26 protein-coding genes are annotated in these 25796 nt (G+C 65.7%); 9 read left to right on the plus strand and 17 right to left on the minus strand.

Features of this window, described 5'->3' with window-relative positions; translation table 11 throughout:
* Positions 1-53 precede the first annotated feature (53 nt).
* From carB to carA, 3 genes are read right to left on the minus strand one after another with little or no spacing between them, the layout of a single operon-like run.
* Entirely contained in the window at positions 54-3383 is a 3330-nt protein-coding gene (gene carB, locus K0S66_RS14485; protein ID WP_301076173.1) for a carbamoyl-phosphate synthase large subunit, read from the minus strand.
* Between the two features lie 16 nt (positions 3384-3399).
* Positions 3400-3699: a hypothetical protein gene (locus tag K0S66_RS14490; RefSeq protein WP_301076174.1), complete on the minus strand. Its 300-nt coding sequence runs from the start codon at positions 3697-3699 to the stop codon at positions 3400-3402.
* Complete coding sequence (carA, locus tag K0S66_RS14495; protein WP_301076175.1) at positions 3696-4874, minus strand: glutamine-hydrolyzing carbamoyl-phosphate synthase small subunit; 1179 nt, start codon at positions 4872-4874, stop codon at positions 3696-3698. Before carA ends, K0S66_RS14490 begins: the two co-directional genes overlap by 4 nt.
* 95 nt (positions 4875-4969) lie before the next feature.
* On the opposite strand from carA, the gene K0S66_RS14500 reads away from it, so the two are divergent.
* From K0S66_RS14500 to K0S66_RS14525, 6 genes are all read left to right on the plus strand, one after another.
* The gene (locus K0S66_RS14500; protein WP_301076176.1) at positions 4970-5422 is read left to right on the plus strand and encodes a GatB/YqeY domain-containing protein; all 453 of its coding nucleotides are present in this window, start codon (positions 4970-4972) and stop codon (positions 5420-5422) included.
* A 62-nt stretch (positions 5423-5484) separates the two neighbouring features.
* Entirely contained in the window at positions 5485-7377 is a 1893-nt protein-coding gene (dnaG, locus tag K0S66_RS14505) for a DNA primase (protein WP_301076177.1), read from the plus strand.
* Positions 7377-9398 carry an RNA polymerase sigma factor RpoD gene (rpoD, locus tag K0S66_RS14510; protein ID WP_301076178.1) on the plus strand — a complete coding sequence of 674 codons (2022 nt, stop codon included), beginning with the start codon at positions 7377-7379 and terminating at the stop codon, positions 9396-9398. Before dnaG ends, rpoD begins: the two co-directional genes overlap by 1 nt.
* A 285-nt stretch (positions 9399-9683) precedes the next feature.
* Complete coding sequence (locus K0S66_RS14515) at positions 9684-10337, plus strand: hypothetical protein (protein ID WP_301076179.1); 654 nt, start codon at positions 9684-9686, stop codon at positions 10335-10337.
* 84 nt (positions 10338-10421) lie between these two features.
* The gene (locus K0S66_RS14520) at positions 10422-11276 is read left to right on the plus strand and encodes a MoxR family ATPase (protein WP_301076180.1); all 855 of its coding nucleotides are present in this window, start codon (positions 10422-10424) and stop codon (positions 11274-11276) included.
* 167 nt (positions 11277-11443) lie between these two features.
* Positions 11444-12607: an aspartyl protease family protein gene (locus K0S66_RS14525; protein WP_301076181.1), complete on the plus strand. Its 1164-nt coding sequence runs from the start codon at positions 11444-11446 to the stop codon at positions 12605-12607.
* A 10-nt stretch (positions 12608-12617) separates the two neighbouring features.
* On the opposite strand, the gene K0S66_RS14530 is transcribed toward K0S66_RS14525, so the two are convergent.
* The 14 genes from K0S66_RS14530 to K0S66_RS14595 form a co-directional block, all read right to left on the minus strand.
* Positions 12618-12956, minus strand: coding sequence for an HlyD family secretion protein (locus K0S66_RS14530; protein ID WP_301076182.1), 339 nt, complete (start codon positions 12954-12956; stop codon positions 12618-12620).
* 84 nt (positions 12957-13040) lie between these two features.
* Positions 13041-13724 carry a DJ-1/PfpI family protein gene (locus K0S66_RS14535; RefSeq protein WP_301076183.1) on the minus strand — a complete coding sequence of 228 codons (684 nt, stop codon included), beginning with the start codon at positions 13722-13724 and terminating at the stop codon, positions 13041-13043.
* A 160-nt stretch (positions 13725-13884) separates the two neighbouring features.
* Positions 13885-14409, minus strand: coding sequence for a hypothetical protein (locus K0S66_RS14540; RefSeq protein WP_301076184.1), 525 nt, complete (start codon positions 14407-14409; stop codon positions 13885-13887).
* A 15-nt stretch (positions 14410-14424) separates the two neighbouring features.
* Positions 14425-14958: a demethoxyubiquinone hydroxylase family protein gene (locus tag K0S66_RS14545; RefSeq protein WP_301076185.1), complete on the minus strand. Its 534-nt coding sequence runs from the start codon at positions 14956-14958 to the stop codon at positions 14425-14427.
* Positions 14955-15437 carry a disulfide bond formation protein B gene (locus K0S66_RS14550; protein ID WP_301076186.1) on the minus strand — a complete coding sequence of 161 codons (483 nt, stop codon included), beginning with the start codon at positions 15435-15437 and terminating at the stop codon, positions 14955-14957. Before K0S66_RS14550 ends, K0S66_RS14545 begins: the two co-directional genes overlap by 4 nt.
* Complete coding sequence (locus K0S66_RS14555; protein ID WP_301076187.1) at positions 15434-16783, minus strand: S41 family peptidase; 1350 nt, start codon at positions 16781-16783, stop codon at positions 15434-15436. The genes K0S66_RS14550 and K0S66_RS14555 overlap by 4 nt, the downstream gene beginning before the upstream one ends.
* Positions 16784-16916: 133 nt before the next feature.
* A complete protein-coding gene (locus tag K0S66_RS14560) occupies positions 16917-18050 on the minus strand; it encodes a peptidoglycan DD-metalloendopeptidase family protein (RefSeq protein WP_301076188.1) in 1134 nt (377 codons plus the stop codon).
* A 45-nt stretch (positions 18051-18095) separates the two neighbouring features.
* Positions 18096-18518 carry a 23S rRNA (pseudouridine(1915)-N(3))-methyltransferase RlmH gene (locus K0S66_RS14565; RefSeq protein ID WP_301076208.1) on the minus strand — a complete coding sequence of 141 codons (423 nt, stop codon included), beginning with the start codon at positions 18516-18518 and terminating at the stop codon, positions 18096-18098.
* Between the two features lies 1 nt (position 18519).
* Positions 18520-18924: a ribosome silencing factor gene (gene rsfS / locus K0S66_RS14570; protein ID WP_301076189.1), complete on the minus strand. Its 405-nt coding sequence runs from the start codon at positions 18922-18924 to the stop codon at positions 18520-18522.
* 2 nt (positions 18925-18926) lie between these two features.
* Positions 18927-19580 carry a nicotinate-nucleotide adenylyltransferase gene (locus K0S66_RS14575; protein WP_301076190.1) on the minus strand — a complete coding sequence of 218 codons (654 nt, stop codon included), beginning with the start codon at positions 19578-19580 and terminating at the stop codon, positions 18927-18929.
* Between the two features lie 15 nt (positions 19581-19595).
* A complete protein-coding gene (locus K0S66_RS14580; protein WP_301076191.1) occupies positions 19596-20969 on the minus strand; it encodes a glutamate--cysteine ligase in 1374 nt (457 codons plus the stop codon).
* 92 nt (positions 20970-21061) lie between these two features.
* Entirely contained in the window at positions 21062-21796 is a 735-nt protein-coding gene (locus K0S66_RS14585) for a 16S rRNA (uracil(1498)-N(3))-methyltransferase (RefSeq protein WP_301076192.1), read from the minus strand.
* Positions 21793-21969, minus strand: a complete 177-nt coding sequence (locus tag K0S66_RS14590; RefSeq protein ID WP_301076193.1) for a hypothetical protein — start codon at positions 21967-21969, stop codon at positions 21793-21795. Before K0S66_RS14590 ends, K0S66_RS14585 begins: the two co-directional genes overlap by 4 nt.
* A gap of 26 nt (positions 21970-21995) precedes the next feature.
* Complete coding sequence (locus K0S66_RS14595; protein WP_301076194.1) at positions 21996-22607, minus strand: DUF2147 domain-containing protein; 612 nt, start codon at positions 22605-22607, stop codon at positions 21996-21998.
* Between the two features lie 24 nt (positions 22608-22631).
* On the opposite strand from K0S66_RS14595, the gene ubiA reads away from it, so the two are divergent.
* The 3 genes from ubiA (at position 22632) to K0S66_RS14610 (ending at position 25782) form a co-directional block, all read left to right on the plus strand.
* A complete protein-coding gene (gene ubiA, locus K0S66_RS14600) occupies positions 22632-23561 on the plus strand; it encodes a 4-hydroxybenzoate octaprenyltransferase (protein ID WP_301076195.1) in 930 nt (309 codons plus the stop codon).
* 89 nt (positions 23562-23650) lie between these two features.
* Positions 23651-24997, plus strand: coding sequence for a metallopeptidase TldD-related protein (locus K0S66_RS14605; protein WP_301076196.1), 1347 nt, complete (start codon positions 23651-23653; stop codon positions 24995-24997).
* Positions 24997-25782 carry a 3'(2'),5'-bisphosphate nucleotidase CysQ gene (locus K0S66_RS14610; protein WP_301076197.1) on the plus strand — a complete coding sequence of 262 codons (786 nt, stop codon included), beginning with the start codon at positions 24997-24999 and terminating at the stop codon, positions 25780-25782. The genes K0S66_RS14605 and K0S66_RS14610 overlap by 1 nt, the downstream gene beginning before the upstream one ends.
* The last annotated feature ends 14 nt before the right edge of the window (positions 25783-25796 follow it).

Raw genomic sequence — 25796 nt, forward strand, 5'->3', positions numbered from 1 at the left:
TCCCCGAGCGACTTCCTCTTAGCCGCTTCGCACCTCAAACAAATTGTCGGGGATTAGTTGTGCGACTGCGAATAATAGGCCTGCAGCGGACGTACTTCAAGGTTCTGTGACACCGTCGTGATCGCCTTCGCCGCCTGGATGCTTGCCTGGGCAGTGGTGAAGTAGGGGATTTTCTGATTCACCGCCGAGGCGCGGATCGGCTGCGAATCCTTCAGGCTCTGCCAGCCTTCGGTCGTGTTGAAGATCAGCGCGATGTCGCCATCCTTGATCCGATCCACGATATGCGGACGGCCCTGCGCAACCTTGTTCACGAGTTCGATCGGCAGGCCAGCACGCTGCAAGTGATCGGCGGTGCCTCCGGTTGCAACGATGGTGAAGCCAGCCTCAACAAGCTCGCGGATCGCCGGGACGATCGCCGCCTTGTCACTGTCCTTCACGCTGACGAACACCCTGCCCCCACTCGGCAGCACGTTGCCCGCGGCGAGCTGCGACTTGGCGAAGGCAGTGGTGAAATCGCGATCGATCCCCATCACTTCGCCGGTGGACTTCATCTCGGGTGACAGGACGGGGTCGATCCCAGGGAAGCGGTTGAACGGGAAGACCGCCTCCTTCACCGCGACATAATCGATGTCGCGATCGATCTTCGGCAAGTCCTTCAGCTTCTCACCCGCCATCACGCGCGCAGCGATCTTGGCGATCGGCGCACCGATCGCCTTGGCGACGAACGGCACGGTGCGGCTGGCGCGAGGGTTCACCTCGATGAGGTAAACCTTGCCGTCCTTCACGGCGAACTGGATGTTCATCAGACCGCGAACACCCAGACCGCAAGCCAACGCCTCGGTCTGCCGTTCGATCTCTGCGATGATTTCGGGCGGAAGCGAGTATGGCGGGATCGAGCAGGCGCTGTCGCCCGAGTGGACGCCAGCCTCCTCGATATGCTGCAGCACACCCGCAACGACGACATCGTCGCCGTCGCAGATCGCGTCCACGTCCACCTCGACGGCGTCGCGCAGATACTGATCGATCAGGACCGGGGCGTCGCCAGACACCTGGACCGCGGTCTGGATATAATCCTCCAGCTGCTGCGGCCCGTCCACGATCTCCATCGCGCGGCCGCCCAGTACGAAGCTGGGGCGCATCAACACGGGATAGCCAACGCGCTCAGCGACGATCAGCGCTTCGTCACGACTCCTAGCGATGCCGTTGTTGGGCTGAAGCAGGCGCAGCTTGTCGACCAGCGCCGCGAACTGCTCGCGGTCCTCGGCCAGATCAATCGCCGATGGCGAGGTGCCGAGGATGGGAATACCCGCCGCCTCGATCGCACGAGCGAGGTTCAGCGGAGTCTGGCCCCCGAACTGGACGATCACACCGACGAGTTCGCCCTTCGACTGCTCGACATGCAGAATTTCCAGCACGTCCTCCGCGGTGAGCGGCTCGAAATACAGACGGTCGGACGTGTCATAGTCGGTCGACACCGTCTCCGGGTTGCAATTGACCATGATCGTCTCGAATCCGGCATCCGCCAGCGCGAAACATGCGTGGCAGCAGCAGTAATCGAACTCGATGCCCTGCCCGATCCGGTTAGGTCCGCCCCCCAGGATCACGATCTTGCGACGGTCCGACGGCATGGCCTCATTCTCGGGCTCACCAAAGGTCGGCGCCTCATAGGTCGAGTACATGTATGGCGTCTTGGCGTCGAACTCGGCCGCGCAGGTGTCGATGCGCTTGAACACCGGGCGAACGCGAAGCTTGTGGCGATGCTCGCGCACTTCCTGCTCGGTAACGCCGCCAGTCATCGCCTTGACAGCCTCATGGATCAGGCCCGAGCCCTGCGCGATCCCGCGACGCATGCCGCGGAGGTTGGCGGACTGAAGCGCGAGCCAAGCGAGGCGCTTGTCGCTGAAGCCCATGGCCTTCAGCCGGCGCATGCCGGCAGCATCGATCGGCAGGCCGTTGCGGCACACTTCCTCTTCGGCGCGGACGATCTCCTCGATCCGCGCCAGGAACCACGGGTCGTACTTGGCGATCGCGTTGACCTCGGCGACCGTGAAGCCCTCACGCAGCGCCTGGGCGGCGACGAGGAGCCGATCCGGCGAGGCGACGGCGAGCGCCGCCTCGATCTCCGCGCGTGGCGCACCGACCAGCCGCTCGACCCTGTCGAAGCCGCTGAGGCCAGTCTCGAGGCCGCGCAGCGCCTTCTGCATCGACTCATGGATGTTGCGCCCGATCGCCATGACCTCGCCGACGCTCTTCATCGCAGTCGACAGCACGGCCTCGGCGCCCTTGAACTTTTCAAAGGCGAAGCGCGGGATCTTGGTGACGACGTAATCGATCGTCGGCTCGAAGCTGGCCGGCGTTGCGCCAGTGATGTCGTTCTCGATCTCGTCCAGCGTGTAGCCAACCGCCAGCTTCGCTGCGACCTTGGCGATCGGGAAGCCGGTGGCCTTGGAGGCAAGCGCCGACGAACGCGACACACGCGGGTTCATCTCGATGACAATCAGGCGGCCGTCCTTCGGATTGACTGCGAACTGAACGTTTGAACCGCCTGTTTCCACGCCAATTTCGCGCAGCACCGCAATGCTGGCGTTGCGCATGATCTGATATTCCTTGTCGGTCAGCGTCAGTGCTGGCGCGACGGTGATCGAATCGCCCGTGTGGACGCCCATCGGATCGATATTCTCGATCGAGCAGATGATAATGCAATTGTCCGCACGGTCGCGGACCACCTCCATCTCATATTCCTTCCAGCCGAGCAGCGATTCCTCGATCAGCACCTCGGTGGTCGGCGAGGCATCGAGGCCCTTACGGACGATCTCGAGGAACTCCTCCCGATTGTAGGCAACGCCGCCGCCGGTTCCCCCCAGCGTGAAGCTGGGGCGAATGATTGCCGGCAACCCGGTCGTCTCCAGCGCCTCCAGCGCCTCCGCCTCGGTATGCGCGACGGCCGAGCGGGCGCTTTCGAGTCCGATCTTGTCCATCGCATTGCGGAATTTCTGCCGGTCCTCGGCCTTGTCGATCGCCTCGGCATCGGCACCGATCATGGTGACTCCGTACTTCTCCAGCGTGCCGTCATGGAAAAGCGCCAGCGCGGTGTTGAGCGCGGTCTGCCCACCCATCGTCGGGAGCACTGCGTCGGGCCGCTCCTTCTCGATGATCTTCGCCACGATCTCCGGCGTGATCGGCTCGACATAGGTGGCGTCAGCCAGCTCGGGATCGGTCATGATCGTCGCCGGGTTCGAATTGACCAGGACGATGCGATAGCCCTCTTCCTTGAGCGCCTTGATCGCCTGCGTGCCTGAGTAATCGAACTCGCACGCCTGGCCGATCACGATCGGCCCGGCGCCAATGACGAGGATGGAGGAGATGTCGGTGCGCTTGGGCATTGTGTCTCTCTTGGTCCTATTCGGCGGCGCCAGCTTCGGCGCCGATCGGCGTGAGGCTGGCTCCCGAAATCTTCTTCACTTCGGCGGCGATGCACGCGGTGGCCTGTTCAGCCGCAGCCGCTGGCATGTCGCCCGGCAATTCCATCGTCACGTTCGAGGCCGACGTCGCCTTCAGTCGCGCCTTCGTCGCCCCGCACTTGTTCGGGATCGGGGAAAGTCGCGCCTGCAATTGGTGCTGGTTCGCCGGGGCAGCCTGCGAACAGGCAGCCGCGGCGAGGAGCAGCACAGGGGCGGCAAGCCAGCCCCGTGCGATCACCGCAGCGAGCCTACGAAACGCTCGAACAGGTAGAAGCTGTCCTGCGGCCCGGGGCTTGCCTCGGGATGATATTGCACGCTGAACGCTGGCTTGTCCGTCAGCTCCAACCCGGCATTGCTGCCGTCGAAGAGCGAGACATGGGTCTCGCGCGCGTTCGCCGGCAGGCTTTCGCGCTTCACCGCGAAGCCGTGGTTCATGCTGGTGATCTCGACAGCGCCGTCGGCGAGACGCTTCACCGGATGGTTCGCACCGCGATGACCCTGGAACATCTTGGTTGTTTGCGCACCGACGGCGAGGCCGAGCAGCTGGTGGCCCAGGCAGATGCCGAACAGCGGCTTGCCGGTGTCCAACACCTGCTGGATCACCGGGACGGCATATTCGCCCGTCGCAGCGGGATCGCCGGGGCCGTTCGACAGGAAGATGCCGTCGGGGTTAAGCGACATGATCGTGTCGAAATCAGTCTCCGCCGGCACCACCGACACCTTCGCACCCGCCTGAACAAGATTGCGGAAGATGTTGTGCTTACTGCCGTAATCGATCGCTACGACGTGCGGGCGATCTTGGCCTTCCACACCATCATAGCCGAAGCCAAGCCGCCAGATTCCGCCGGCACGATCCTGACCCCAGGTACCGTGCGTTTCTCGGGTGACTTCTTTAGCGAGGTCCATGCCCTCGAGGCCTGGCCATTCGCGCGCCATCTTCAGCAATAGACCGAGGTCAAATTGGCCATCTGCAGCATGGGCAACGACACCATTCGGGGCCCCCCCGGCCCGAATGCGCCGAGTCAGTGCGCGCGTGTCGATCCCCGCGAGGCCGATGCGCGCGTGGCGTTTCATCCAGCCTTCGAGGTTTTCCACCGCACGGAAGTTCGATGGTGCGGTCGGATCCTCGCGCACGATCATGCCGAGCGCGTGCGGCTCGTCAGCCTCGACGTCGTCCGGGTTCGCGCCGACGTTTCCGATGTGCGGAAAAGTGAAGGTGATGATCTGCCCGGCGAAGCTCGGGTCAGTCATGATCTCCTGATAGCCGGTCATGGCGGTGTGGAAACACACCTCGCCAACGGCCTGTCCTTCCGCGCCGAACCCACGCCCCCACAGCACATCACCCGTTGCCAGAACGAGAACACCTGTGGCTCCATCGGGCCGAGGCGCGTGCGAGGGTATTGCGTCTGCCATGGTGGCGGGCACTCCTGGTAAGCGGCGATGTACGTTAAGTGGGGCGCGCTAAACTCGCCCCTCCGCCGCGTCAATCTGATATGGCCTCACAGATCATGATTCGAGACGATATCAAGCAAGCCCAGCTCGCTGCCATGAAGGCCGGCGACAAGGAGACCCGCGCTGCGATCAGCCTGATTCAGGCGGCGATCAAAAATCGCGACATCGAAGCACGCACCCAGTCCAACGCACCGGAGGACGATGCGCTGGTGGTCGAGGTGCTGCAAAAGATGAAGAAGCAGCGTACCGAGTCGATCCAGATGTTTCGCAGCGGCGGACGCGAGGAACTGGCCAAGGCCGAAGAGGCGGAGGTCGCGGTAATCGATCGGTTTCTGCCCAAGCAGATGGACGAAGCCGAAACCACTGCCGCGATCGAAACGATCAAGGCAGACATCGGCGCTGCCGGGATGAAGGACATGGGCCGGGTGATGGCCGAGCTGAAGGCGCGTCACGCGAGCGTGCTCGACATGTCCAAGGCAAGCGCGCTGGTGAAAGCCGCACTAGCCTGAACCAAACACGCCTCCCGCTTGCGGGAGGCGCTAGGGACGCGAATGTCTTCACGAACACCATCATGTCGCTGACCCCCACCTTTCTCGACGAGCTGCGTGCGCGCACGTCGCTGTCCACGCTGATCAGCAAGACCACCAAGCTCACCAAGGCCGGGCGCGAATATAAGGGCTGCTGCCCGTTCCATAACGAGAAGACGCCCAGCTTCTACGTCAACGACGACAAGGGCTTCTATCACTGCTTCGGCTGCTCGGCGCACGGCGACGCGATTCGCTGGATGACCGATCAGCGTGGCTTGCCCTTCATCGATGCGGTCAAGGAGCTGGCCCAGGCCGCCGGCATGGACATGCCGGCGCCCGACAAACGCGCCGCGGAGCGGGCAGAAAAGGCGAATTCGCTTCATGATGTTATGGCCGCAGCGGCGGAGTGGTTTCGTCAGCAGCTCGACGGCATTGAGGGTGGCCCCGCCCGCGCGCTGCTGGACAAGCGGGGCATCTCGGACGCGACGCGGCGAACCTTCGGCTTTGGCTTCGCCCCCGACGCTCGCGGCAAGCTGCGATCGGCGCTGAAGCAGTTCGGCGATGCCATGCTGATCGAGGCAGGGCTGCTGATCAGCGTCGAGGGCAAGGAGCCCTATGATCGTTTCCGTGGGCGCCTGATGATCCCGATTCGCGACGCACGCGGCCGGGTGATCGCCTTCGGCGGCCGGATCATCGGCGACGGCGAACCGAAGTACCTGAACTCACCCGACACGCCGCTCTTCGACAAGGGACGCACGCTCTACAACCTCGATCGCGCCCTGCCTGCCGCGCGAAAGGCAGACCGCGTGCTGGTGGTCGAGGGGTATATGGATGCGATTGCGCTTGCCCAGGCGGGGATCGGCGAAGTGGTGGCGCCGCTGGGCACCGCGTTGACCGAGCATCAGCTGGAGCGGCTGTGGCGTATTGTCGACGTGCCAACGCTTTGCCTGGACGGGGACAATGCTGGGCAGAAGGCCGCCATCCGCGCCGCGCATCGTGCAATGCCACTGCTCGCGCCCGGCCGCAGCCTCCAGTTCGTCACTCTGCCCGAAGGACAGGATCCGGACGATCTGGTCCGCGCAAAGGGCGCCGGCGCATTCGAAGCGCTTGTGGGCGAGGCCACACCGCTGGTCGACCGGCTTTGGAGCCATGAGGTGGCAGCTGAGCCGCTCACTACGCCGGAACAACGCGCCGGCTTTCGCGCGCGAATGGCGGAGCTCGCCAAGACGATCGGCGATCCGGTGGTGCGATCGGAATATCAGGCCGAATTTCGTCGCCGCTATGACGAGCAGTTTGGCCAGACGCGCCGCCCGTTCGAGCGCGGGCGCAGCTTTGAGCCGCGCCAGCCGTTCACTCCGCGGCGGCCGGGCCAGAAATGGACACCCCCGCCCCTGCCGGTCACCGATGATGCCAAGGCCTTTCGCGCGGCGGGCATCGATAGGGTGTTGGCAAAGGCGGTGCTGGCCGGACTGATCCGCCATCCGGCCGAGATCGCCCGCCATATGGAGGTGCTGGGCTCGCTCCGCATGGCCGATGGTGCGCTCGGACGGCTGTTCGAAGCAGTGGTCGATGTCGCGCTTGAGGATCGGGAGCTTGATAGCGCCCGCCTCGTTACCATATTGCGGAACAGTGGTTTCGAAGCGGTCGCCCGTGACCTGCTGAGAGCAGATACGATGCCTTATTCCTTTACGCAGCCGATGGGGGATGCGTCGCGCGCCCGGGAAGACCTGGACGAGGCGATTGCTATCCTTGTGACGCAGCCGGAAGTGGATGCGGCACTGGCTGATGCGACGTCCGCCATGCAGGCGCGCTTCACTGATGAAGCGTTTCAGCGACAGGTGGCGTTGGTGAAAGAAAAACAGGCGCTGGAGCTTCGGCTTGCAAATCTCGTTCAGTCGAACGAAGACGCCCGCGCTTTTGATTCCGAGGACGATTGATGGCGAAGGTTAACGGTAGCGGTGCAGAAGACGGCGTAGAATTGGCCGATGCCCCGCTGATCGACCTGAACGATGCGGACATCAAAAAGCTGATCGCCCGTGCGAAGAAGCGTGGCTACATCACTTACGACGAACTGAACGCCGCGCTGCCGCAGGACCAGATGTCCAGCGACCAGCTCGAAGACGTCATGTCCGCGCTCAACGAAATGGGCGTTAACATCGTCGAGAACGAAGAAGCCGGCGAAGACGGCGAGGAGCAGGAGCAGCCCGAGGACGAGGTCGAGTCGGTCGACGCGGATCAGGGCACGGCGCCGGCCGTCGAGAAGAAGAAGGAAACGGTCGACCGCACCGATGACCCGGTGCGCATGTACCTGCGCGAGATGGGCGCCGTCGAGCTGCTCAGCCGCGAGGGTGAGATCGCGATCGCCAAGCGCATCGAAGCCGGTCGCGACACGATGATCATGGGCCTGTGCGAATCGCCCATCACCTTCAACGCCATCATCGACTGGTCGACCCAGCTGAACGAAGGCACGATGCAGCTGCGCGAGATCATCGATCTCGACGCAATGCTCTCCAAGGGCCCGTCTGCCGAGCAGGTCGAGGGCGCGGAGGAAGATAACGGCGAGATCAGCGAGAAGACCGCGGGCACGACCTTCAAGGAAGAAGACGAGCCGGAGGAAGCCTCGGCTGACGACGACGATGACATGACCGAGCGCCGCACGCCGCGGCCTTCGGACGAAGAGGAGGAGGACAATACCCTCAGCCTCGCGCAGATGGAGGAGACGCTCAAGCCGATGGCGCTTGAGAAGTTCGCCAACATCACGTCGATCTACAAGAAATTCTCCAAGATGCAGCAGGGTCGGCTCGACGCCATGGGCGGCGGTACCGAGCTGACGGCGGCGGAAGAGCGCAAGTATCAGAAGCTGCGCGAGGAGCTGACGGCCGAGGTCGAGAGCGTCCAGTTCCACAACGCCAAGATCGAGTATCTGGTCGATCAGCTGTACAGCTACAATCGGCGCCTGACCGCGCTGGGCGGGCAGATGCTGCGCCTGGCCGAGCGCCACAAGGTGAGCCGCAAGGACTTCCTTGATCGCTACATGGGCCATGAGCTCGACGATACGTTCCTGGCGACCGTGAATGGCCTCGACAAGAAGTGGACCGCCTTCGCGACGAACGAGTCGGGCGCGGTAGAGCGCATCCGCAGCGAGATCGCCGAGATTTCGCAGCAGACCGGCATGGCGCTCGGCGAGTTCCGCCGCATCGTCAACATGGTGCAGAAGGGCGAGCGCGAGGCGCGTATCGCCAAGAAGGAGATGGTCGAGGCGAACCTGCGGCTCGTGATCTCGATCGCCAAGAAGTACACCAATCGCGGCCTTCAGTTCCTGGATCTCATCCAGGAGGGCAACATCGGCCTGATGAAGGCGGTGGACAAGTTTGAGTATCGCCGTGGCTACAAGTTCTCCACCTACGCCACGTGGTGGATCCGACAGGCGATCACTCGCTCGATTGCGGACCAGGCGCGGACGATCCGTATCCCAGTCCACATGATCGAGACGATCAACAAGCTGGTCCGCACCAGTCGCCAGTTCCTGCACGAGCAGGGCCGCGAGCCGACGCCGGAGGAGATGGCCGAGCGCCTTTCCATGCCGCTGGAGAAGGTGCGCAAGGTGATGAAGATCGCCAAGGAGCCGATCAGCCTCGAAACGCCGATCGGCGACGAGGAAGACAGCCACCTGGGTGATTTCATCGAGGACAAGAACGCGGTCATCCCGGTGGACGCCGCAATCCAGGCGAACCTCAAGGAAACGGTCACCCGCGTCCTTGCCAGCCTTACCCCGCGCGAGGAGCGCGTGCTGCGCATGCGCTTCGGGATCGGCATGAACACCGATCACACGCTGGAGGAAGTCGGCCAGCAGTTCAGCGTGACGCGTGAGCGCATCCGCCAGATCGAGGCGAAGGCGCTCCGCAAGCTGAAGCACCCGAGCCGCAGTCGAAAGATGCGCAGCTTCCTCGACCAGTGAGGGTCAAAACGGGCGGGAGGAGCGATCCTCCCGCCCGTTTTGTTTTGGCACGTGGCGCATTCCCGGCGCTTTCCCTTCACGTCCGCCGACCAGCCTTCGCGCCAGCCTGGCGACACTCTGCCGCATAGTTGTGGCCAACTTTCCGCCGCCTCTTCGAACGGTGAACAGCGCCAACCACGGGCGACCCCCCTCACCGTGCTTCCGCACCGCCTGATCCCGCGCGCTTAACCGCCCCTTTACCTTGTTTGCCTATGTACGGACGCGATCTGTCGGAAGGTAGCCTTGGTGACCCCCACCGCGGGACATGCATCGATCCGTCACTCCTTCGACACAATTGTCGTCGCTGAGGGTACGATCGGCTGCGCCCATGCAGCGGCGTTAATCGGCGGAGATGGCGCCGTTCGTGACCTGGCCGATGCGGTACATGCCTTCTGCGCCTTGCACGGTAGCACACCGAACATCGTCGAACGCGCGATCGCAGCCAATGGCGCGGCGCCGATCCAGGGCTGGCTGCGTGACGCAGCGATGGGCTTCGACGAGGAACGGCAGCTTCTTGCGACCTTGACTGCGGCGATTGGACCGCGCCCTTCTACCCCGCGCGCCGCCCAGGCCGAAGCCGCGATGACGGCGCAGCAGCATGCGCTGGCCACGCTCGCCTCCTCCGAACGTGCCGGTTGCGCCGTCGGCGCGGCGCTGGCGCTCCTGCTGGATTGGCATGTCGTTCGGGACGTGCTCGGCGTTGCGGCTTATTGTGCGGGAGTGGTCCTGTTGCCGCCCAGCATACCCTTGCGCGAAGAGATCATCTCGGTCGCCTCCACAATTTCGGCCAACCCGGCGCATGCCCGCGCGCTGAGCTTTGGCGCGCAGCAACTGGCGCTTCAACATCGCGGGCTCTGGCAGCTACTTGCCTCACGGATGGATGCGCGCAACGCGCTTTGAACCAGCCGAACGCCAAGCGTCTTGCACCCGTCCGAAAATTCCCGCATCGCCATACCCGATAGTCGAACAAGACGGGATGAGGGCATGAAGCGCTTCGAGGGCACGCAGAGCTACGTCGCAACCGATGATTTGAAGGTTGCGGTCAACGCCGCAGTGGCGCTTCGCCGGCCGTTGCTCGTCAAGGGCGAGCCTGGCACAGGCAAGACTGTCCTCGCCTATGAGATCGCGAAAGCAACCGGCGCCCCGCTCATCGAATGGAACGTGAAATCCACGACCAAGGCGCAGCAGGGCCTGTACGAATATGATGCCGTCGCCCGCCTGCGCGATGGCCAGCTCGGCGACGAGCGCGTCCACGACATCTCCAACTACATCCGCAAGGGCAAGCTGTGGGAAGCGTTCACCGCACCGGAGCTGCCCGTGCTGCTGATCGACGAGATCGACAAGGCCGACATCGAGTTTCCGAACGACCTTCTGCAAGAACTCGATCGCATGGAGTTCCACGTCTATGAGACGAAGGAGACGGTCCGCGCGGTCGAACGGCCGATCGTCGTAATCACGTCGAACAACGAGAAGGAACTGCCCGACGCGTTCCTGCGCCGTTGCTTCTTCCACTACATCAAATTCCCCGACCGCGAGACGATGCAGGCGATCATCGATGTCCACTTCCCCGGCATCCAGCGGATGCTGGTGTCGAAGGCGCTCGACATCTTCTACGACGTTCGTGACGTCCCCGGCTTGAAGAAGAAGCCGTCGACCAGCGAATTGCTCGACTGGCTGAAGCTGCTGCTGCACGAAGACATGCCGCTTGAGGTTCTTCAGAACCGCGACCCGACGAAAGCGATCCCGCCGCTGCACGGCGCGCTGCTGAAGAACGAGCAGGATGTCATGTTGTTCGAACGCCTTGCCTTCATGGCGAAGCGTCAGGCGAACAAGGGCTGATCGCGTCAGCCCCGCCGCGGCGGGGCTCACCCCCGCCCCCCGGTTCGTCGTCTGCAGTTCGAGATAGGCACCCGCTAAGCGTGTCGCTAAGCCAGCCTGTGTCCCTGATCCTTTCGATCGCCTCCATCGCCACCGCATCCGCCCTTTCCGCGGGGCCTACCGCGGCTATGTCGGCGCCTTCCACATATTCCTCGGCCGTATCCCCGTCCGCGAAGCCGCCCGGCATCTCGGTGCTGGCGCCTGATGCCGAAAGCCGCTGGATCTCCTTTGATCTGACGCCCGGTAATCAGCTGCGCTTCGCGCTGACGATCGACGGGCGCCCCGCGACGGCAATCCTCGATACCGGTGTCAGCTATTCTGTCTTGTCGCGTCGCTTTGCAGACGCTGCCGGGCTCAAAGTAGCGCCCGGAGGTAACGCCACTGCGATCGGCGGGATCGTGCCGATCGGATGGGTAGCAACCGGCTCAGTCAGCTTTGGCGCGATGACCCGGCGCGGCGGCGGGCTAACGGTCGCGACATTGCCTGCGCTGGCGACGGGAAGTGCGGAACCGGTCGACTTGCTGGTCGGACGTGACCTCACCGGAAAATACGCACTCGATATCGACTTCGAAGCCCGCCGATTCAGGCTGCTGCCGAGTGGACGGATGCCGTTTCGTGGTAAAACCGCACCTCTTTCCATCTCGCGAGACAGCCTAGTTTATGTAAGCCAGATCACGCTGGGCGCCGCGCAGCTGCGGCCCATGATTGTCGACACCGGCGATGGTTCATCGGTAACCGTGACGTCGGCAGGATGGCAGGCCGCCGGCGTTGCCAACGTTAGGACCACAACAACGATTTCTTTCGGCCTTGCCGGGACCGTCACCAGCACGATCGGCATTATTCCGAGGCTAAGCACCGGCGAACTGGTGGCGCGCAACGTTGAGGTGCGAATCGAACCGCCAGGGGGGTTCTCGGAATCGATCTCCGCCGCCGGACGTATCGGCACCGGCTTTCTACAGAACTACCGCGTTCTGCTGGATCCGAGCGCCAACCGCATGATCCTAGCGCCAGGTCGTAAGGCGGATACACTACCGCTGCGCTCCACCAGTGGATTGCTGTTCGGGATCGATCGCGACCGCCTCCGCGTGCTCCACGTCATGCGCGGCAGCCCGGCAGAGGCAACGGGATGGAAAGAGGGTGACATGATCTGCGGCATCGACGGTCAGCCAATCCCGCGCGACTATGGCACCCTTCCCCTCGCCACGTGGTCCGCTGGCGAACCCGGACGTACGGTTGCCTTACGGCTGTGCAACGGCGCCGAGCGAAAGCTGACTCTGAGGCAGTTCTACTGAGCCTTGCGGCTCACTGTCGAAACGCGCGGTTGAACTGATCGACCAGCGGTTTGAGGAGATAGGACAGCAATGAGCGTCGCCCCGTCTGCATATAGGCTTCAACCGGCATCCCGACCTTCAGCTTGAGATCACCCAGCTTGCGCACCTCGGCCTCCGGCACGCGCAACCGCGCCTCAAAGAAGGTGGCGCCGGTCCGCTCGTCACTTTTACGATCGGCACCGATGTAGAACAGCTCGCCCGACAATTCCGGCGTCGTCTGCGCGCTGAACGCCGAGAGACGAATGACGGCCGCTTGCCCGAGATGAAGCTGATCGATGTCGGCGGGGCTTACCGCCACGTCGACGATCACGATGAGACGTCAGATCGGTCATCGTGCACACCCTCCCGGCACAGCGGCCGCGCAATACTGGTGAGCTGACGCATAGGCGATTGCTCAGCCAAAGCCGCGCTTTACCGCCAGATTTCGTAGTTCCGCTTCGCGGCCAGGTGCTGCTTTCTCCATGCGTGCATCGAAGGCGGCGACCAGCGTTTCGCCTGCTCCTGCTGGGCTGCCGGCGTCGAAGGGCGGCGCGGGGTTATATTCCAGCCCTAGTTGCACGCCGCGTGCATGATCCTCACCACGCAACAGCGCGGTGAGCGTCAGGCCGAAGTCAATGCCTGCGGTTACGCCGCCACCGGTGACGCGGTTGCGGTCGATGACGACGCGTTCGGCGACGGGAGTGGCGCCGAACAGGGTGAGCATGTCGCGCCAGGCCCAGTGCGACGTGGCGCGGTAGCCGCGGAGCAGCCCGGCGGCGCCGAGGATCAGCGAACCGGTGCAGACACTGGTTACCCATTGCGCGGATGAGCCGAGCTGTTCGACCCAAGCCATCGCCGCATCATCGGCGATCACCTGGTTCACGCCTATCCCCCCGGGAACACACAGAATATCTGCGGCTGGCACCTCATCGAAGGTGGCGGTGGGGAGGATCGAGAAGCCCGCGTCGGTGGGCACCGGATCGCGCGTTTTCCAGACAAGATCGAGCGTGGCATCGCCGCCGAGACGCGAGAGGACCTGGGCGGGGCCGGTCAGGTCGAGCTGGGTGATTTTCGGGAACAGCAGAAATGCGACGCGCATTGGCCCTCTCCTCTTAATCGACCCCTTATTTTAGCCGGAGATCATCGGCGTGATGCTGCGGACCCCGGCCGCGAACGACCTGCTACCGGCCTCCAAACCGACGCCGCCGGAGACAATCGGCCATTTTCAGTCAGCGGCGGCCAGCATGCCTGCCGCGCGATCAGAAAGGGCTGAGATCCGGGTTGGCACCCTTGTCGCGCGCCTGAGCCTCACGCTTCGACCGGCGCGCGTTCTGAACGAAACAGCCCGTCGCGCCGCCTGCGCCAACCGTGCTGCACGATCCGACACCGACCGCGCCGACATCCTGATTGCTCTTTTCACGCGCCGCCCAGCTTTCGTTCTCCGGCGTCACTTCGAGCGTCCGTACTTCCTGCGGAATGCGGAACTGTTCCTGCGCGCTGCGCCGCTGGCAGACGACGATTTCCTCGCCATTGCTGTTCGTCGGGCAGCGTTCGTTGCCGTATAGGACCAGCACCCCGTTCACCGGCGCGCCGCGCGCGGTTTCCGTTGAGACGGTCTGTCGGCTGGCGCGGGGTGCGCCGGGAGCGGCCACCGGCTTTGACGGCGGCGGCAGGATCACGACCTTGGGCGGGGAGGCCGGCGCGCCCTCAACCGGCGCCGTCTGCGCCGCCGCCAACGGGCTGGCGATCAGCAGGGCCAGCACAGACGTTCCGATCAATCGCATCGCTCAAACTCTCCTTCAGATCCGCTTGGCGGTGGCAATTGCGGCGCGGCAGCCGAGCCGGATCACGGCGGACAGCAACGGATAGGCGGGTGCATTCTCCGCCCCGCTCGCGAGAGCGGTGTCACGATGCTCCAGCTCCTCGGCCTGAAACTCCGCGATCGCGTCGCTCAGTTCCGGGTCGTCATTGCCCAGTTCGACCAGCTGTTCGGCGTAATGTTTGTCGATCTCGGTCTCGACCGCGGCGGTGCAGGCCATCGCGGCCTCCGGCCCGATCGTGGCGGTGACGGCACCAAGCGCGAAGCCAGCGACGTCCCAGAACGGCTGGAACAGCGTGGGCCGCACGCCGCGTTCGGCGATCAGCCGATCGAAGAACTGCCGATGCCGTTCCTCCTGCAGCGCCATGCCGGCGATCTGCCGCGCCGCGGGCGACCGATGCCCCATGATGGCGAGCTGCCCCGCGTAGATGCGGGTCGCGCCGAATTCACCGGCCTGATCGACACGGATCATCGCTTTGGTGTCGCGCCGGCGATCGCCCGGTTTCCAGTTCATCGTGCCTTTCCAATCAACAGGCCGATCACCGCCGCCCCACCGAGCGACAGGATCGCATTGTACCCCGCGAGAGAAACGCCGAACAACGTCCATTGTGCCGCGTCACAGCGCACCACCGGAGCCGCAAGGATCCGGCGAAGCATCTCGTCAGTGGAAACCCCATCGCCCGCCACCATGGTGGAGCAGGCGGTGATTCCCGGCCACCAATGATATTCGACGCCCGCGTGGAACACCCCGATCAGGCCCGACAGCGCGATGAGCAGTGCCGCCACGGCAGTCATCGTGATCTTGCTGGACCGGCCCGGCACGATGAAGGCGAAGGCGGCCACCACGACGGCGGCATAGTGCGGCCAGCGCTGCCAATGGCACATCTCGCACGGGACCAGCCCGCCGATCAGTTGCGAGGCCCACGCACCGGCCAGCAGCAGCAACGGCAATAGCAGCGCGATCAGGCGCGCACGTGACTGCGATTCGGTCACTTGGCGGCAACGTCCTTCTTCATCGATGCCGTGACAGCCGCGACCTGGGTCGGGCCGCCGAGCCGCGCAATCGTCTTCAGCGCATACCAGAGCTGGAAGTCCTCCACGCCCTGCTTCTTCAGATCCTCGGGCGTCGCGGCAAAGCGCGGATCGTCCTTGGTATCCTCCTCAAGGATCTTGTCGTCGGCCTTCACCTCATTGATCAGGTGGCGGCGCAAATCGGCCTCACGGAACACCGGGCGGGACTTGTAATCCGGATCGCTGATCTGCGGCACGGCGATGTCGGGTTCGATCCCGCCTTCCTGCACCGAACGACCCGACGGCGTGTAGTAACGCGCGGTGGTGAGGCGAAGCGCGGTCGTCGGCCCGATCTGCAACAGCGTCTGCACCGAGCCCTTGCCGAACGTCCGTTCGCCCATGACCAGGCCGCGGTGATGATCCTGAAGCGCGCCGGCGACGATTTCGGACGCGGAGGCGGTCCCGCTGTCGGTCAGCACGATAATCGGCAGGCCGTGCGCCAGATCGCCGGGCTTCGCGTAATAGCGTTCGATATCGCCCTTCTCACGGCCACGCTGCGACACCACTTCGCCGCCCTCGAGGAAGACATCGGCGACCTCGATCGCCTGGGTCAGCAGCCCGCCGCCGTTGGAGCGGAGGTCGACGACATAGCCGAGCGGCTTGCGACCCAACGCCTTCTCGATCGCCACCATCGCGGCGCGCGTGTCGGCGCCGGTGGTTTCGGAGAAGGTATTGATGTTGAGGTAGCCGACGTCGCCCTTCACTTCCCATTTCACCGGGCGCTGCACGATCAGTTCGCGCGTCAGGGTAAGCTCCATCGGCTTGTCACGGCCCGGGCGGACGATGGTGATCGCCAGTTTCGAGCCGGGCTTGCCGCGCATCTGTGCCACCGCCTCATCCAGCGAGCCGCCGTAGATCAGCTTGCCGTCGATGTGGGTGATATAGTCGCCGGCCTTGACCCCGGCGCGCCACGCGGGCGAATCCTCCTGCGGCGCGATGACCTTTACCGCCCCATCCTCCATCGAGACGGTGAGGCCGAGGCCGCCGTAATTGCCCTCCGTCGCGATGCGCAGATTTTCGAAATCGCCCGCATCGACATAGCCCGAATGCGGATCGAGCGACGCGAGCATGCCGTCGATCGCGCCCTTGATCAGCTGCGCGTCGGTGACCTTGTCGACATAGTCCGCCTTGACGCGATTATACACGTCCATGAAGCGTTCCATTTCGCGGTAGGCACTGGCATCCACCGCCGCCATCGCCCCCGTCGTCAGCGGCGCGAGCGCAAGCGTCGCGACCAGGGCAGTGGCAGAAAGCAGCGGGAACTTCATAGGTGTACGTCCTAGGGCGAACCGGATCGACCGGCTTTAGCGGCTTTCATGCCGGCGAGCAAAGCGCCCGGCGAGCTTAATGGAGGCTGAGCATCACGCCGCATGGCGGGGCTGACAGAGGGTGCGCAGGCGATCAATCGAGCAGCGCCGCAATGTCCATCGGCTGACCACGGCGGCGCAGCTCAACGGTGATCTCCGGCGTGTCGCTTTGCCGCGGAGCGCGGCCGATCGCCTGCCCTGCGGCGACGGCGCTGCCGCGCTTCACCGTAGCCGTCCCCAGCCCCGTCACCAGCGTATTCCAGTCCGCGCCATGATCGATCACGACGATCGTGCCGAAGCCGCGAAAGGGCCGCGCGAACACCACCTGCCCGGCGGCCGGCGCCACCACCGTTGCACCGCGCGGCACCGCCAGCGTCAGCCCGCGCGCGCGCACGCCGTTCGCCGACACCTCACCCAGCCCGGTAACGAGCGTACCCCGGACGGGCAGGCGATAGGCGGGAGGCGTCGCTGCCCCCGGGGCCGTGACGGGAGACGACCCCGGGCGTGCGGGCGGGCCCGGCAGGGCAGCCAGTTCGCTGAGCGTCGCGCGGGTGGCGCCGATCGCGGCCATGCGATCAATGATGTCGCGCGCCTCCTCACCCATCGCGATGGCGCGATCGGACGCCAACAGCGCATCGCGATTGAACTGAAGCGCCGCGGCGGCGTGACGTGCCTGCAATGCCGCGAGCTTCTGCCGCTCATCGACCAATGCGGCACGACTGTCGTCGAGCGCAGTGGCGGCAAGTGCCACATCGGCGCGCAATTGGCGTGTATCGGAAAGCGCGGTGCGCAGGGCGGCGGTTTCCCGACGCACGGCGGGCAGCGTGCTGCCGAGTACGGCGCGGACATGGACAAGATCGCTGACCGATCCGGGCTGGACGATTGCCGCCGCCGCCGGCCGCCGTGCCAGCGACGCGAGCGCCGCGACGAGCCGCGCCACCGGCTGCTGCCGCTCGCCCAGTTCGGCCAGCTGGCGCGCCAGCAGCGCCTCGACAATGGCGACGCGGGCGCGGGCGGCGATTACATCAGCCTCCGCGCGGCGGATGCGGGCGGCGACCGCCCCCTCCTCCGCGCGGGCGCGGGCGACGGCGTTCTGCTCCTGCGCGGCGCGCCGTTCCAGATCGCGCGCACGCGCGGCGGCGCTCACCGCCTCCTTGCGCGCGGCGGTCAGCCGGCTGCGCTCCATGTCGATCGGGTCAGGTGCGGCGGTCGCGCTGGCGAGCAGCATTGCCGCTCCCACGAGCATCGCTGTCGCCCCCATCCGCATCGGCGGCTAGCCTTCGCGATGATAAGGGTGATTGGCAAGGATGGAGGTGGCGCGAAACAATTGTTCTGCCAGCATCGCGCGCGCCAGCATGTGCGGCCAGGTGGCACGTCCAAAGGAAAGCAGCAGGTCGGCGCCGTCGCGCTCGGCATCGCCAAAGCCGTCCGCCGCGCCGATCATGAAACGCGCCTCGCGCACGCCATCGTCACGCCAGCGTTCAAGCTGACGCGCGAATTCGACCGAGGACATGACCTTGCCGGTTTCATCCAGCACGACACGGCGGGTGGCGGCGGCGACATCGGGCAGCTTGCCACCACGATCCGGCAGTTCAGTGACGCGCGTGGGCCAGGCGATCCGCTTCAGATAGCGGTCGACCAACTCGGATTCCGGCGATCGGCCGATCCGCCCGCGCGCGACAATGTGAAGAAGCAGATCAAGCGTTCCCGGGGGCGACCTGATCCGTCGGCGTCGGTGCGTCCCCGAACGACCACATCCGTTCCAGATTGTAGAAGGAACGAACCTCCGGCCGGAACAGGTGGACGATCACGTCGCCCGCATCGATCAGCACCCAATCCGCGGTGGGAAGGCCCTCGATTCGCGGCGAGCGGCCGGTTTCGCCCTTGATCTTCTCGGCAAGCTTCGTCGCCATCGAGGCGACCTGACGCGTGGAACGACCGCTGGCGATCACCATGTGATCGGCAATCGACGATTTCCCCGCGAGCGGGATCGAGATGGTATCGGCGGCCTGATCGTCGTCCAGGCTGTCGAGGACAAGCTTATGCAATGCCGCGACGCTGTCAGCGTCTGAGGATCGATAGGCGTTGGCGGAAGCGGGCAAGTTCACTCCTGGGTGAAAGGTTTGGCTGCGGATATGGGAAGCGCATAGCGGCGATGCCAGGCAGGATCTGCGGCGCGCAGCTGCGTCGCGGAGGTCGGGTCAGGGCGGAAACGTAGCAGCACCAGGGCTGGCACACTCCACTCGGTCCAGTTCTTCGCCTGGCGTGCGGGCCTCTGGAAGCGCCGCAGCCAACCCGTCGCGGGTGCCGCGAGGGCAGCAGCATCATATCCCGGACGCGCGACAACTGCAATCGGAACCGTGCGCGCGATCCGGCGCCACTCGCGCCAGCGGTGGAATTGCCCCAGATTGTCCGCTCCCATCAGCCAGATGAAGCGATGCCGCGGGTAGCGGCGCACCAGCGCGGCCAGCGTGTCGACGGTGTAGCGGGTGCCCAGCCGGGTCTCGATATCCGTCGGGCGGATGCGGGCGGCACGCGCCACGCGGCGGGCCGAGGCGAGGCGCGCAGGAAGCGGCGCCATGCCGTCCGCGGGCTTCAGCGGATTGCCCGGCGAGACCAGCCACCACACCTCGTCCAGATCAAGCGCGTCGATCGCGGCGAGGCTGATCCGGCGATGCCCCTTGTGGGCGGGATTGAACGATCCGCCGAGCAGGCCGATTCGGCGCGGGGTCCGACGCGACAGGCGCGCGTCAGCCACGCCGGTGCGCCCGGTTCAGAAGCTCTGCTCCGCGTAGACCTTCGACACGTCGCCGCCCCAAGGACCGTTGTAGCGATCGAGCAGCTGCTGCGCGGGTACCTTGCCCGAGCGGACGATATCGCGCAGCGGATCGAGGAAGCCGGTTTCGTTGTCGCCCGACGAATTGAGCCGCGCGCGGGCGGCAAGGCCGGCATTGGCGATGTCGAGCACCTCAGTGGCGATGTCACGCAGCGTGCCGCGGCCGGGAACGGGCGCGTCGAGCCCCAGCTTGGGCACCGAATCGCGCAGCGCCTGGCGCGATTCCATCGACCAGCCCTTCACCAGATCCCAGGCGGCATCGAGCGCGCCCTGATCGTAGAGCAGCCCGACCCACAGCGCCGGGAGCGCGCAGATCCGGTTCCACGGGCCACCATCGGCGCCGCGCATCTCGAGGAAGGTCTTGAGCCGAACCTCGGGGAAAGCAGTCGAGAGGTGATCGTTCCAGTCGTCGAGCGTCGGGCGCTCCCCCGGCAGGACCGACAATTCACCCTTCAGAAAATCGCGGAAGCTGAGCCCGGCAGCGTCGATATATTTGCCGTCGCGGTAGACGAAGTACATCGGCACATCGAGCATGTAGTCGGCGTAGCGTTCATAGCCAAAGCCGTCCTCGAACACGAAGGGCAGCATGCCGGTGCGCGCGGGATCGGTATCCGACCAGATGTGGCTGCGGTAGCTGAGGTAGCCGTTGGGCTTCCCCTCGGTGAAGGGCGAATTGGCGAAGAGCGCGGTGGCGAGGGGCTGGAGCGCGAGGCCAACGCGGAATTTCTGCACCATGTCGGCTTCGCTGGCATAATCCAGATTCACCTGGATCGTGCAGGTGCGCAGCATCATGTCGAGCCCCATCGTGCCGACGCGCGGCATGTGACGCAGCATGATGGCGTAGCGGCCCTTGGGCATGATCGGCAATTCGGCGCGGGTCTTGTCCGGCCACATGCCAAGGCCAAGAAAGCCGATCCCCAGCTTGTCCCCGGCGGCCTTCACCTGATCGAGGTGGCGGCCGGTTTCGGCACAGGTCTGGTGAAGATTGTCGAGCGGCGCGCCGGACAGCTCAAACTGGCCGGCTGGCTCTAGGCTGACGGAACCGTCCGCGCCGGTCAGCGCGATGACTTTCCCGCCCTCCTCGACCGGCTTCCACCCATATTGCTGCAATTCGCCCAACAGCGCGCGAATACCGGCCGGCTCGTCCCAACTGGGCGCATGATGATCGTCGCGCGCATACACGAACTTTTCGTGTTCGGTGCCGATCCGCCAGCGGTCCTTCGGCTTCTCGCCCGTCGCAAAACTTGCGATCAGCTGGTCGCGCGACTCGATCAGGGGCGAGTTGCTATCCGAAACGGTTTTCGTCGTCATGGCGAGGCCTTAATCGGGCTTTGTGACGGCCGCTAGGTTGTTTCGCCGGTGACGGCACGGCGGGCGGGACACGGCGTCGGCAGGATCGCGCGTCACCAGTCGCCCGCAACCGCCATCCAGACCGCGATCGCTGCGGCGGCGGCGGTATCGGCGCGCAGGATGCGCGGCCCAAGCCCCATCCCGACCGCCTGCGGCAGCGCGCGGATCGCGGCGCGTTCGTCATCGTCGAACCCGCCCTCCGGCCCGATCAGGATTGCCGCCGGCCCCGGCCTGATCGCATCGCGCGCGGCAATACCGCCAAGCTCGTCGGCGAAGTACAAGGCCCGGTCCGCCGGCCAATCGCGCAGCAGGGCGGGAAGCTTCACCATTTCCGCGACCTGCGGCAGCGCGGTTCGGCCGCATTGTTCGGCCGCCTCGATCATGTGCGCGCGCAGCCGATCTAGGTTGAGCTTGTCCACCACGGCCCGGCGGGTGAGCACCGGGACGTAGCGTGCGACGCCGAGCTCACACGCCTTTTCCGCCATCCAGTCGACCCGCCCCTTTTTCAGCGGCGCGGCGACCAGCCACAGGTCTGGCACGGCCTCCCGCGCGGCCAATTGCTCTGTGACGTCGAGCGTGACATCGCGCTTGCCCGCAGTGGCCACGACGCCCAGCCATTCGCCGGTCACATCATCAAACAGGCGCACCGGTTCGCCCGCCTTCACCCGCATCACCCCCGCAAGGTAGTGCGCCGCCGGGCCATCCACCTGCAGCGGGCCGAGCCCGAGTGGGCGATCGATGAAGAGACGGGGCGTCGAGCGCGGCGGCCAGGCGGGAGTAGCTATCATTGGCCGGTCCCCTTACGGCGCCCCCGCCCGATCAGCCAGCGGGCGATCAGGAACAGCATCAATCCGGCCAGCGCGATCAGCAGCACGACGCCGGTGATCACCCCCGCGACGCGCAGGATGGCGTAGAACAGCGCCTCAACAAAGCGGCCGACCGCAACGGACAGATGAATCATTCGGCGCGCTTCACCAGGTCAGTCGATCATCGTTTTGCAGAAACCCGTCGCCACGTCTGCGATTTGCAGCCGAAATTGGCGAGTAGGCACCCCTTGCCAACGATCGTGTCGCGATCGACCTGATCGATTGTTCCGTCAAATTCCTGGGCGATATCGGGCACATAAACACGGCCGTACCACAAACCATCCTCGCCGCGCCGGAAACCGTGAAACAGCTGCGTACCCACCAGCCGCGCCGTCCCGCCGGCCGCCGCATCGGCCTTTGCCTTGGCGCTGGCTTCCACCACCGTGCCGCACAAGCTGCTGCCACATGGCGCGAGCTTTATCCGAACGCTGTCGCTGCCGTTGCGCCAGATCCCTTGCAGACCGGCGGCGCCCTGAGCGGCGACCTTCTGAGCACCAACGCGTTGGGCGGCGGCCGGCTGGGCCCCGACCGGCGACATTGCCAGCGCCATGGCACTGACCGTCAGCATCGCCATGCGTGCGACAAAGGGGGTGAGCATATCCTGTTCGTCCTGTCCTGCATCCACCGACCGACAACGCACGCGGCCGATTGTCGGCCCCGCAACGCTGCCCGTCGACACCAGCAACGGTGCGCCTGACACCCGTGGGTTGGCACAGCGCTGTGGCGAAACCACGGCAGCGGCGATAGGTAGTCGCCTGTGACCAGCGCGCCTCCCCTCCGCCCTTCCGACATCACCCCCGACAGCGAACATCGCGGCCTGATCGCGGCGCTGCCAGCCGGTATCCGCCCCTATGCCCTGCTGGCCCGGCTCGACCGGCCGATCGGCTGGTGGCTGCTGTTCTGGCCGGGCGCCTGGGCGGTGGCGCTGGCAGGCGAAGCGATCGAGCGGTGGAACCTGATCCTGCTGCTGCTGATCGGCAGCATCGCGATGCGCGGCGCAGGATGCGTCTATAACGACATCGTCGATCGCGACCTCGACGCGAGCGTCGCACGGACGCGTTCGCGGCCGGTGGCGTCGGGCGCGGTTTCGGTAAAGGCGGCGTTCGTGTGGCTGGGGCTGTTGTGTCTGGTTGGACTGCTGGTCCTGCTGCAGCTTCGGCTGAACACTGCAATCCTGTCGGTCGCGAGTCTGGCGCTGGTCGCCGGCTATCCCTTCATGAAGCGGATCACCTGGTGGCCGCAGGCGTGGCTGGGGCTCGTCTTTTCCTGGGCGGCGCTGGTCGGGTGGATGGAAGCGTGGGGATCGATCGCCGTGCCGGGGCTGCTGCTGTACGCCGGCTCGATCTTCTGGGTGATCGGCTATGACACGATCTACGCGCTGCAAGACCGCGAGGACGATGCGCTGATCGGCGTGCGCTCGTCGGCGCTGCGTATGGGACGCCACGTCCGCGCAGGGACGGCGATCTGCTACGCGTTGGCGCTGCTGCTGTGGGCAGGCGCGCTCTGGTTTCGCCGCCCGGATCCGCTGGTCTGGGCCGCGCTGCTGCCGATCGGCGCGCATCTCGGCTGGCAGGTAGCGACGCTGCGTCCCGACGATGGCGCGGGTGCGCTGGCCCGGTTCCGGTCCAACCGCTTCGCCGGGCTGCTGATGTTCCTTGCCTGCCTGGTGGTGGGGACGCCGCTCTGACGCGGGGACCGGCCGGGCCGCGCGCAAGTTACACGCGCCGCGCCGGTTCACCCTAGCAACGGGCTGTGCGGCCCCCTAAGTCGCGAGTCATGCTGACTTCCGCCCAGGCGCAGGATCGCGCCGCAGATATCGTCGCCCGTGCCGTTGCCGCGGGCGTGGACGCCGCCGACGCCGTATTCGCCGCCGATGCATCGAACGACATTTCCGTCCGGCTGGGCAAGCTGGAGGATGTCGGCCGCTCCGAAAGCGAAGACCTGGGGCTGCGCGTGTTCATCGGGCAACGATCGGCCAGTGTCTCCACGTCTGACCTCTCCCCCGCCGCGCTGGACGCGCTGGTCGAGCGTGCCGTGGCGATGGCGCGCGAGGCGCCGGAGGATCAATGGGCCGGCCTTGCCCCCGAATCGCGGCTGATGCGCGGCGCAGCGCCGTTGCTCGACCTCGACGACCAGGAAGAGGTCTCGCCAGCGACCCTGCGCGAGATGGCGATGCAGGCGGAAGAGGCGGCGCTTGCCGTCAGCGGCGTCACCAACAGCGAGGGCGGCGGCGCGAGCGCATCGCGCAGCGTCTGGGCGCTTGCCACCAGCCATGGCTTTGCCGGGAGCTATGCGACGTCCGCCTATGGCCTGTCGGCCAGCGTCATCGCCGGTGAAGGCAGCGGGATGCAGCGCGATTACGGCTTCGACTCGGCGCGCCATCGCAGCCGGCTGGAAAGTCCGCAGGAGGTCGGCAAGCGCGCCGGCGAGCGGGCGGTCGCGCGGTTGAACCCCGGCCGGATCGAGAATGCGTCGCTGCCGGTGGTGTACGATCCGCGCGTCGGCGCCGGCCTGCTTGGCCATCTGACCAGTGCGATCGCGGGTCAGGCGATCACCCGGCGCACGTCGTTCCTGCTCGATGCGCTGGGCACGAAGGTGTTCGCCGACGGGGTGACGATCTCCGACGATCCGCACCGCCCGCACGGGCTGCGATCGCGGCCGTTCGACGGCGAGGGCCTGCCGGTGTCGCCGTGCGACATCATCAACAACGGCGTTCTGGAAACATGGCTGCTCGACAGCGCCTCCGCCCGGCAACTGGGGCTGGAGCCGACCGGCCATGCTGCGCGCGGCGTCAATGGCGCCCCGGGCGTGACGACGAGCAACCTCTACATGCATGCCGGGCATGTCCCGGTCGAAACGCTGATCGGCGACATCGCACGCGGCGTGTATGTGATCGAGCTGATCGGCCAGGGGGTCAATCCGGTGACCGGTGACTACAGCCGCGGCGCGGCGGGCTTCCTGATCGAGGACGGGCAGATCACCCGACCGATCGCCGAATTCACCATCGCCGGCAATCTGAAGGACATGTTCCTGAACCTGACGCCGGCCACCGACCTTGAGTTCCGCTATGGCACCAACGTGCCGACGGTTCGCATCGACGGGATGACGGTCGCAGGAGGGTGATGCCGCCGCCGCACGATCTGGCCAGCGCGATAGCCGGTATCACGCGCGAAGCGGGGGCGCTGGCGATGGCGCAGTTCCGCACGGATTTCGCGCGGTGGGAAAAGGAAGCCGGCAGCCCGGTGTGCGAGGTTGATCTGACGGTCGACCGGATGCTGCGCGACCGGCTGAGCGCATTGCTGCCCGACGCGGGCTGGCTCTCCGAAGAGACGGCAGACAGCCCCGAGCGATTGCAGCGGCGACGGATCTGGGTGGTCGATCCGATCGACGGCACGCGCGACTATATCCGCGGACGCACCGGCTGGGCGGTATCGGTGGCGCTGGTAGAGGACGGGCGCGCGGTGGTCGGCGTGCTCGATGCGCCCGCCCGTGGCGAGCTGTGGCAGGCGACCGCTGGTGGCGGGGCGACGCTGAACCACCGGCCGATCACTGCCAGCCAGCGGACGGATTTCGCCGGATCGCGCGTGCCGACCGATGCGCTACCCAAGACAGACCGCGATCTAGCGATGGTCGAGAAACCCAATTCGATTGCGCTGCGCATGGCGATGGTGGCCGACGACCGCGCCGATCTGGTCGCGACGCTGCGCTGGGGCAATGAATGGGACATCGCCGCCGCCGCGCTGATCGCGCAGGAGGCTGGCGGGTGCGTCACCGATGCGCTGGGCGGCCGGCTGGTGTTCAACAAGCCCGACCCGCAGGCGTTCGGCGTCATCACCAGCAGCAAGGGGATTCATCAGGCGGCGCTCGATCGCCTGGCGACGCGCGCACAGGCGATCCACACGCGCTAAGGGCGGCCACAACG

Origin of the sequence: Sphingomonas sp. (assembly GCF_029239295.1) — a bacterium.
Taxonomy (GTDB): domain Bacteria; phylum Pseudomonadota; class Alphaproteobacteria; order Sphingomonadales; family Sphingomonadaceae; genus Sphingomonas.

Bases quoted from the DNA above. Each gene is read 5' to 3' on its own strand.
- carB (WP_301076173.1), bottom strand. From the start codon at position 3,383: ATGCCCAAGCGCACCGACATCTCCTCCATCCTCGTCATTGGCGCCGGG.
- carA (WP_301076175.1), bottom strand. From the start codon at position 4,874: ATGGCAGACGCAATACCCTCGCACGCGCCTCGGCCCGATGGAGCCACA.
- K0S66_RS14500 (WP_301076176.1), top strand. From the start codon at position 4,970: ATGATTCGAGACGATATCAAGCAAGCCCAGCTCGCTGCCATGAAGGCC.
- dnaG (WP_301076177.1), top strand. From the start codon at position 5,485: ATGTCGCTGACCCCCACCTTTCTCGACGAGCTGCGTGCGCGCACGTCG.
- rpoD (WP_301076178.1), top strand. From the start codon at position 7,377: ATGGCGAAGGTTAACGGTAGCGGTGCAGAAGACGGCGTAGAATTGGCC.
- K0S66_RS14520 (WP_301076180.1), top strand. From the start codon at position 10,422: ATGAAGCGCTTCGAGGGCACGCAGAGCTACGTCGCAACCGATGATTTG.
- K0S66_RS14525 (WP_301076181.1), top strand. From the start codon at position 11,444: ATGTCGGCGCCTTCCACATATTCCTCGGCCGTATCCCCGTCCGCGAAG.
- K0S66_RS14535 (WP_301076183.1), bottom strand. From the start codon at position 13,724: ATGCGCGTCGCATTTCTGCTGTTCCCGAAAATCACCCAGCTCGACCTG.
- K0S66_RS14540 (WP_301076184.1), bottom strand. From the start codon at position 14,409: ATGCGATTGATCGGAACGTCTGTGCTGGCCCTGCTGATCGCCAGCCCG.
- K0S66_RS14545 (WP_301076185.1), bottom strand. From the start codon at position 14,958: ATGAACTGGAAACCGGGCGATCGCCGGCGCGACACCAAAGCGATGATC.
- K0S66_RS14555 (WP_301076187.1), bottom strand. From the start codon at position 16,783: ATGAAGTTCCCGCTGCTTTCTGCCACTGCCCTGGTCGCGACGCTTGCG.
- K0S66_RS14560 (WP_301076188.1), bottom strand. From the start codon at position 18,050: ATGCTGCTCGCCAGCGCGACCGCCGCACCTGACCCGATCGACATGGAG.
- K0S66_RS14580 (WP_301076191.1), bottom strand. From the start codon at position 20,969: ATGACGACGAAAACCGTTTCGGATAGCAACTCGCCCCTGATCGAGTCG.
- K0S66_RS14585 (WP_301076192.1), bottom strand. From the start codon at position 21,796: ATGATAGCTACTCCCGCCTGGCCGCCGCGCTCGACGCCCCGTCTCTTC.
- K0S66_RS14590 (WP_301076193.1), bottom strand. From the start codon at position 21,969: ATGATTCATCTGTCCGTTGCGGTCGGCCGCTTTGTTGAGGCGCTGTTC.
- K0S66_RS14605 (WP_301076196.1), top strand. From the start codon at position 23,651: ATGCTGACTTCCGCCCAGGCGCAGGATCGCGCCGCAGATATCGTCGCC.
- K0S66_RS14610 (WP_301076197.1), top strand. From the start codon at position 24,997: ATGCCGCCGCCGCACGATCTGGCCAGCGCGATAGCCGGTATCACGCGC.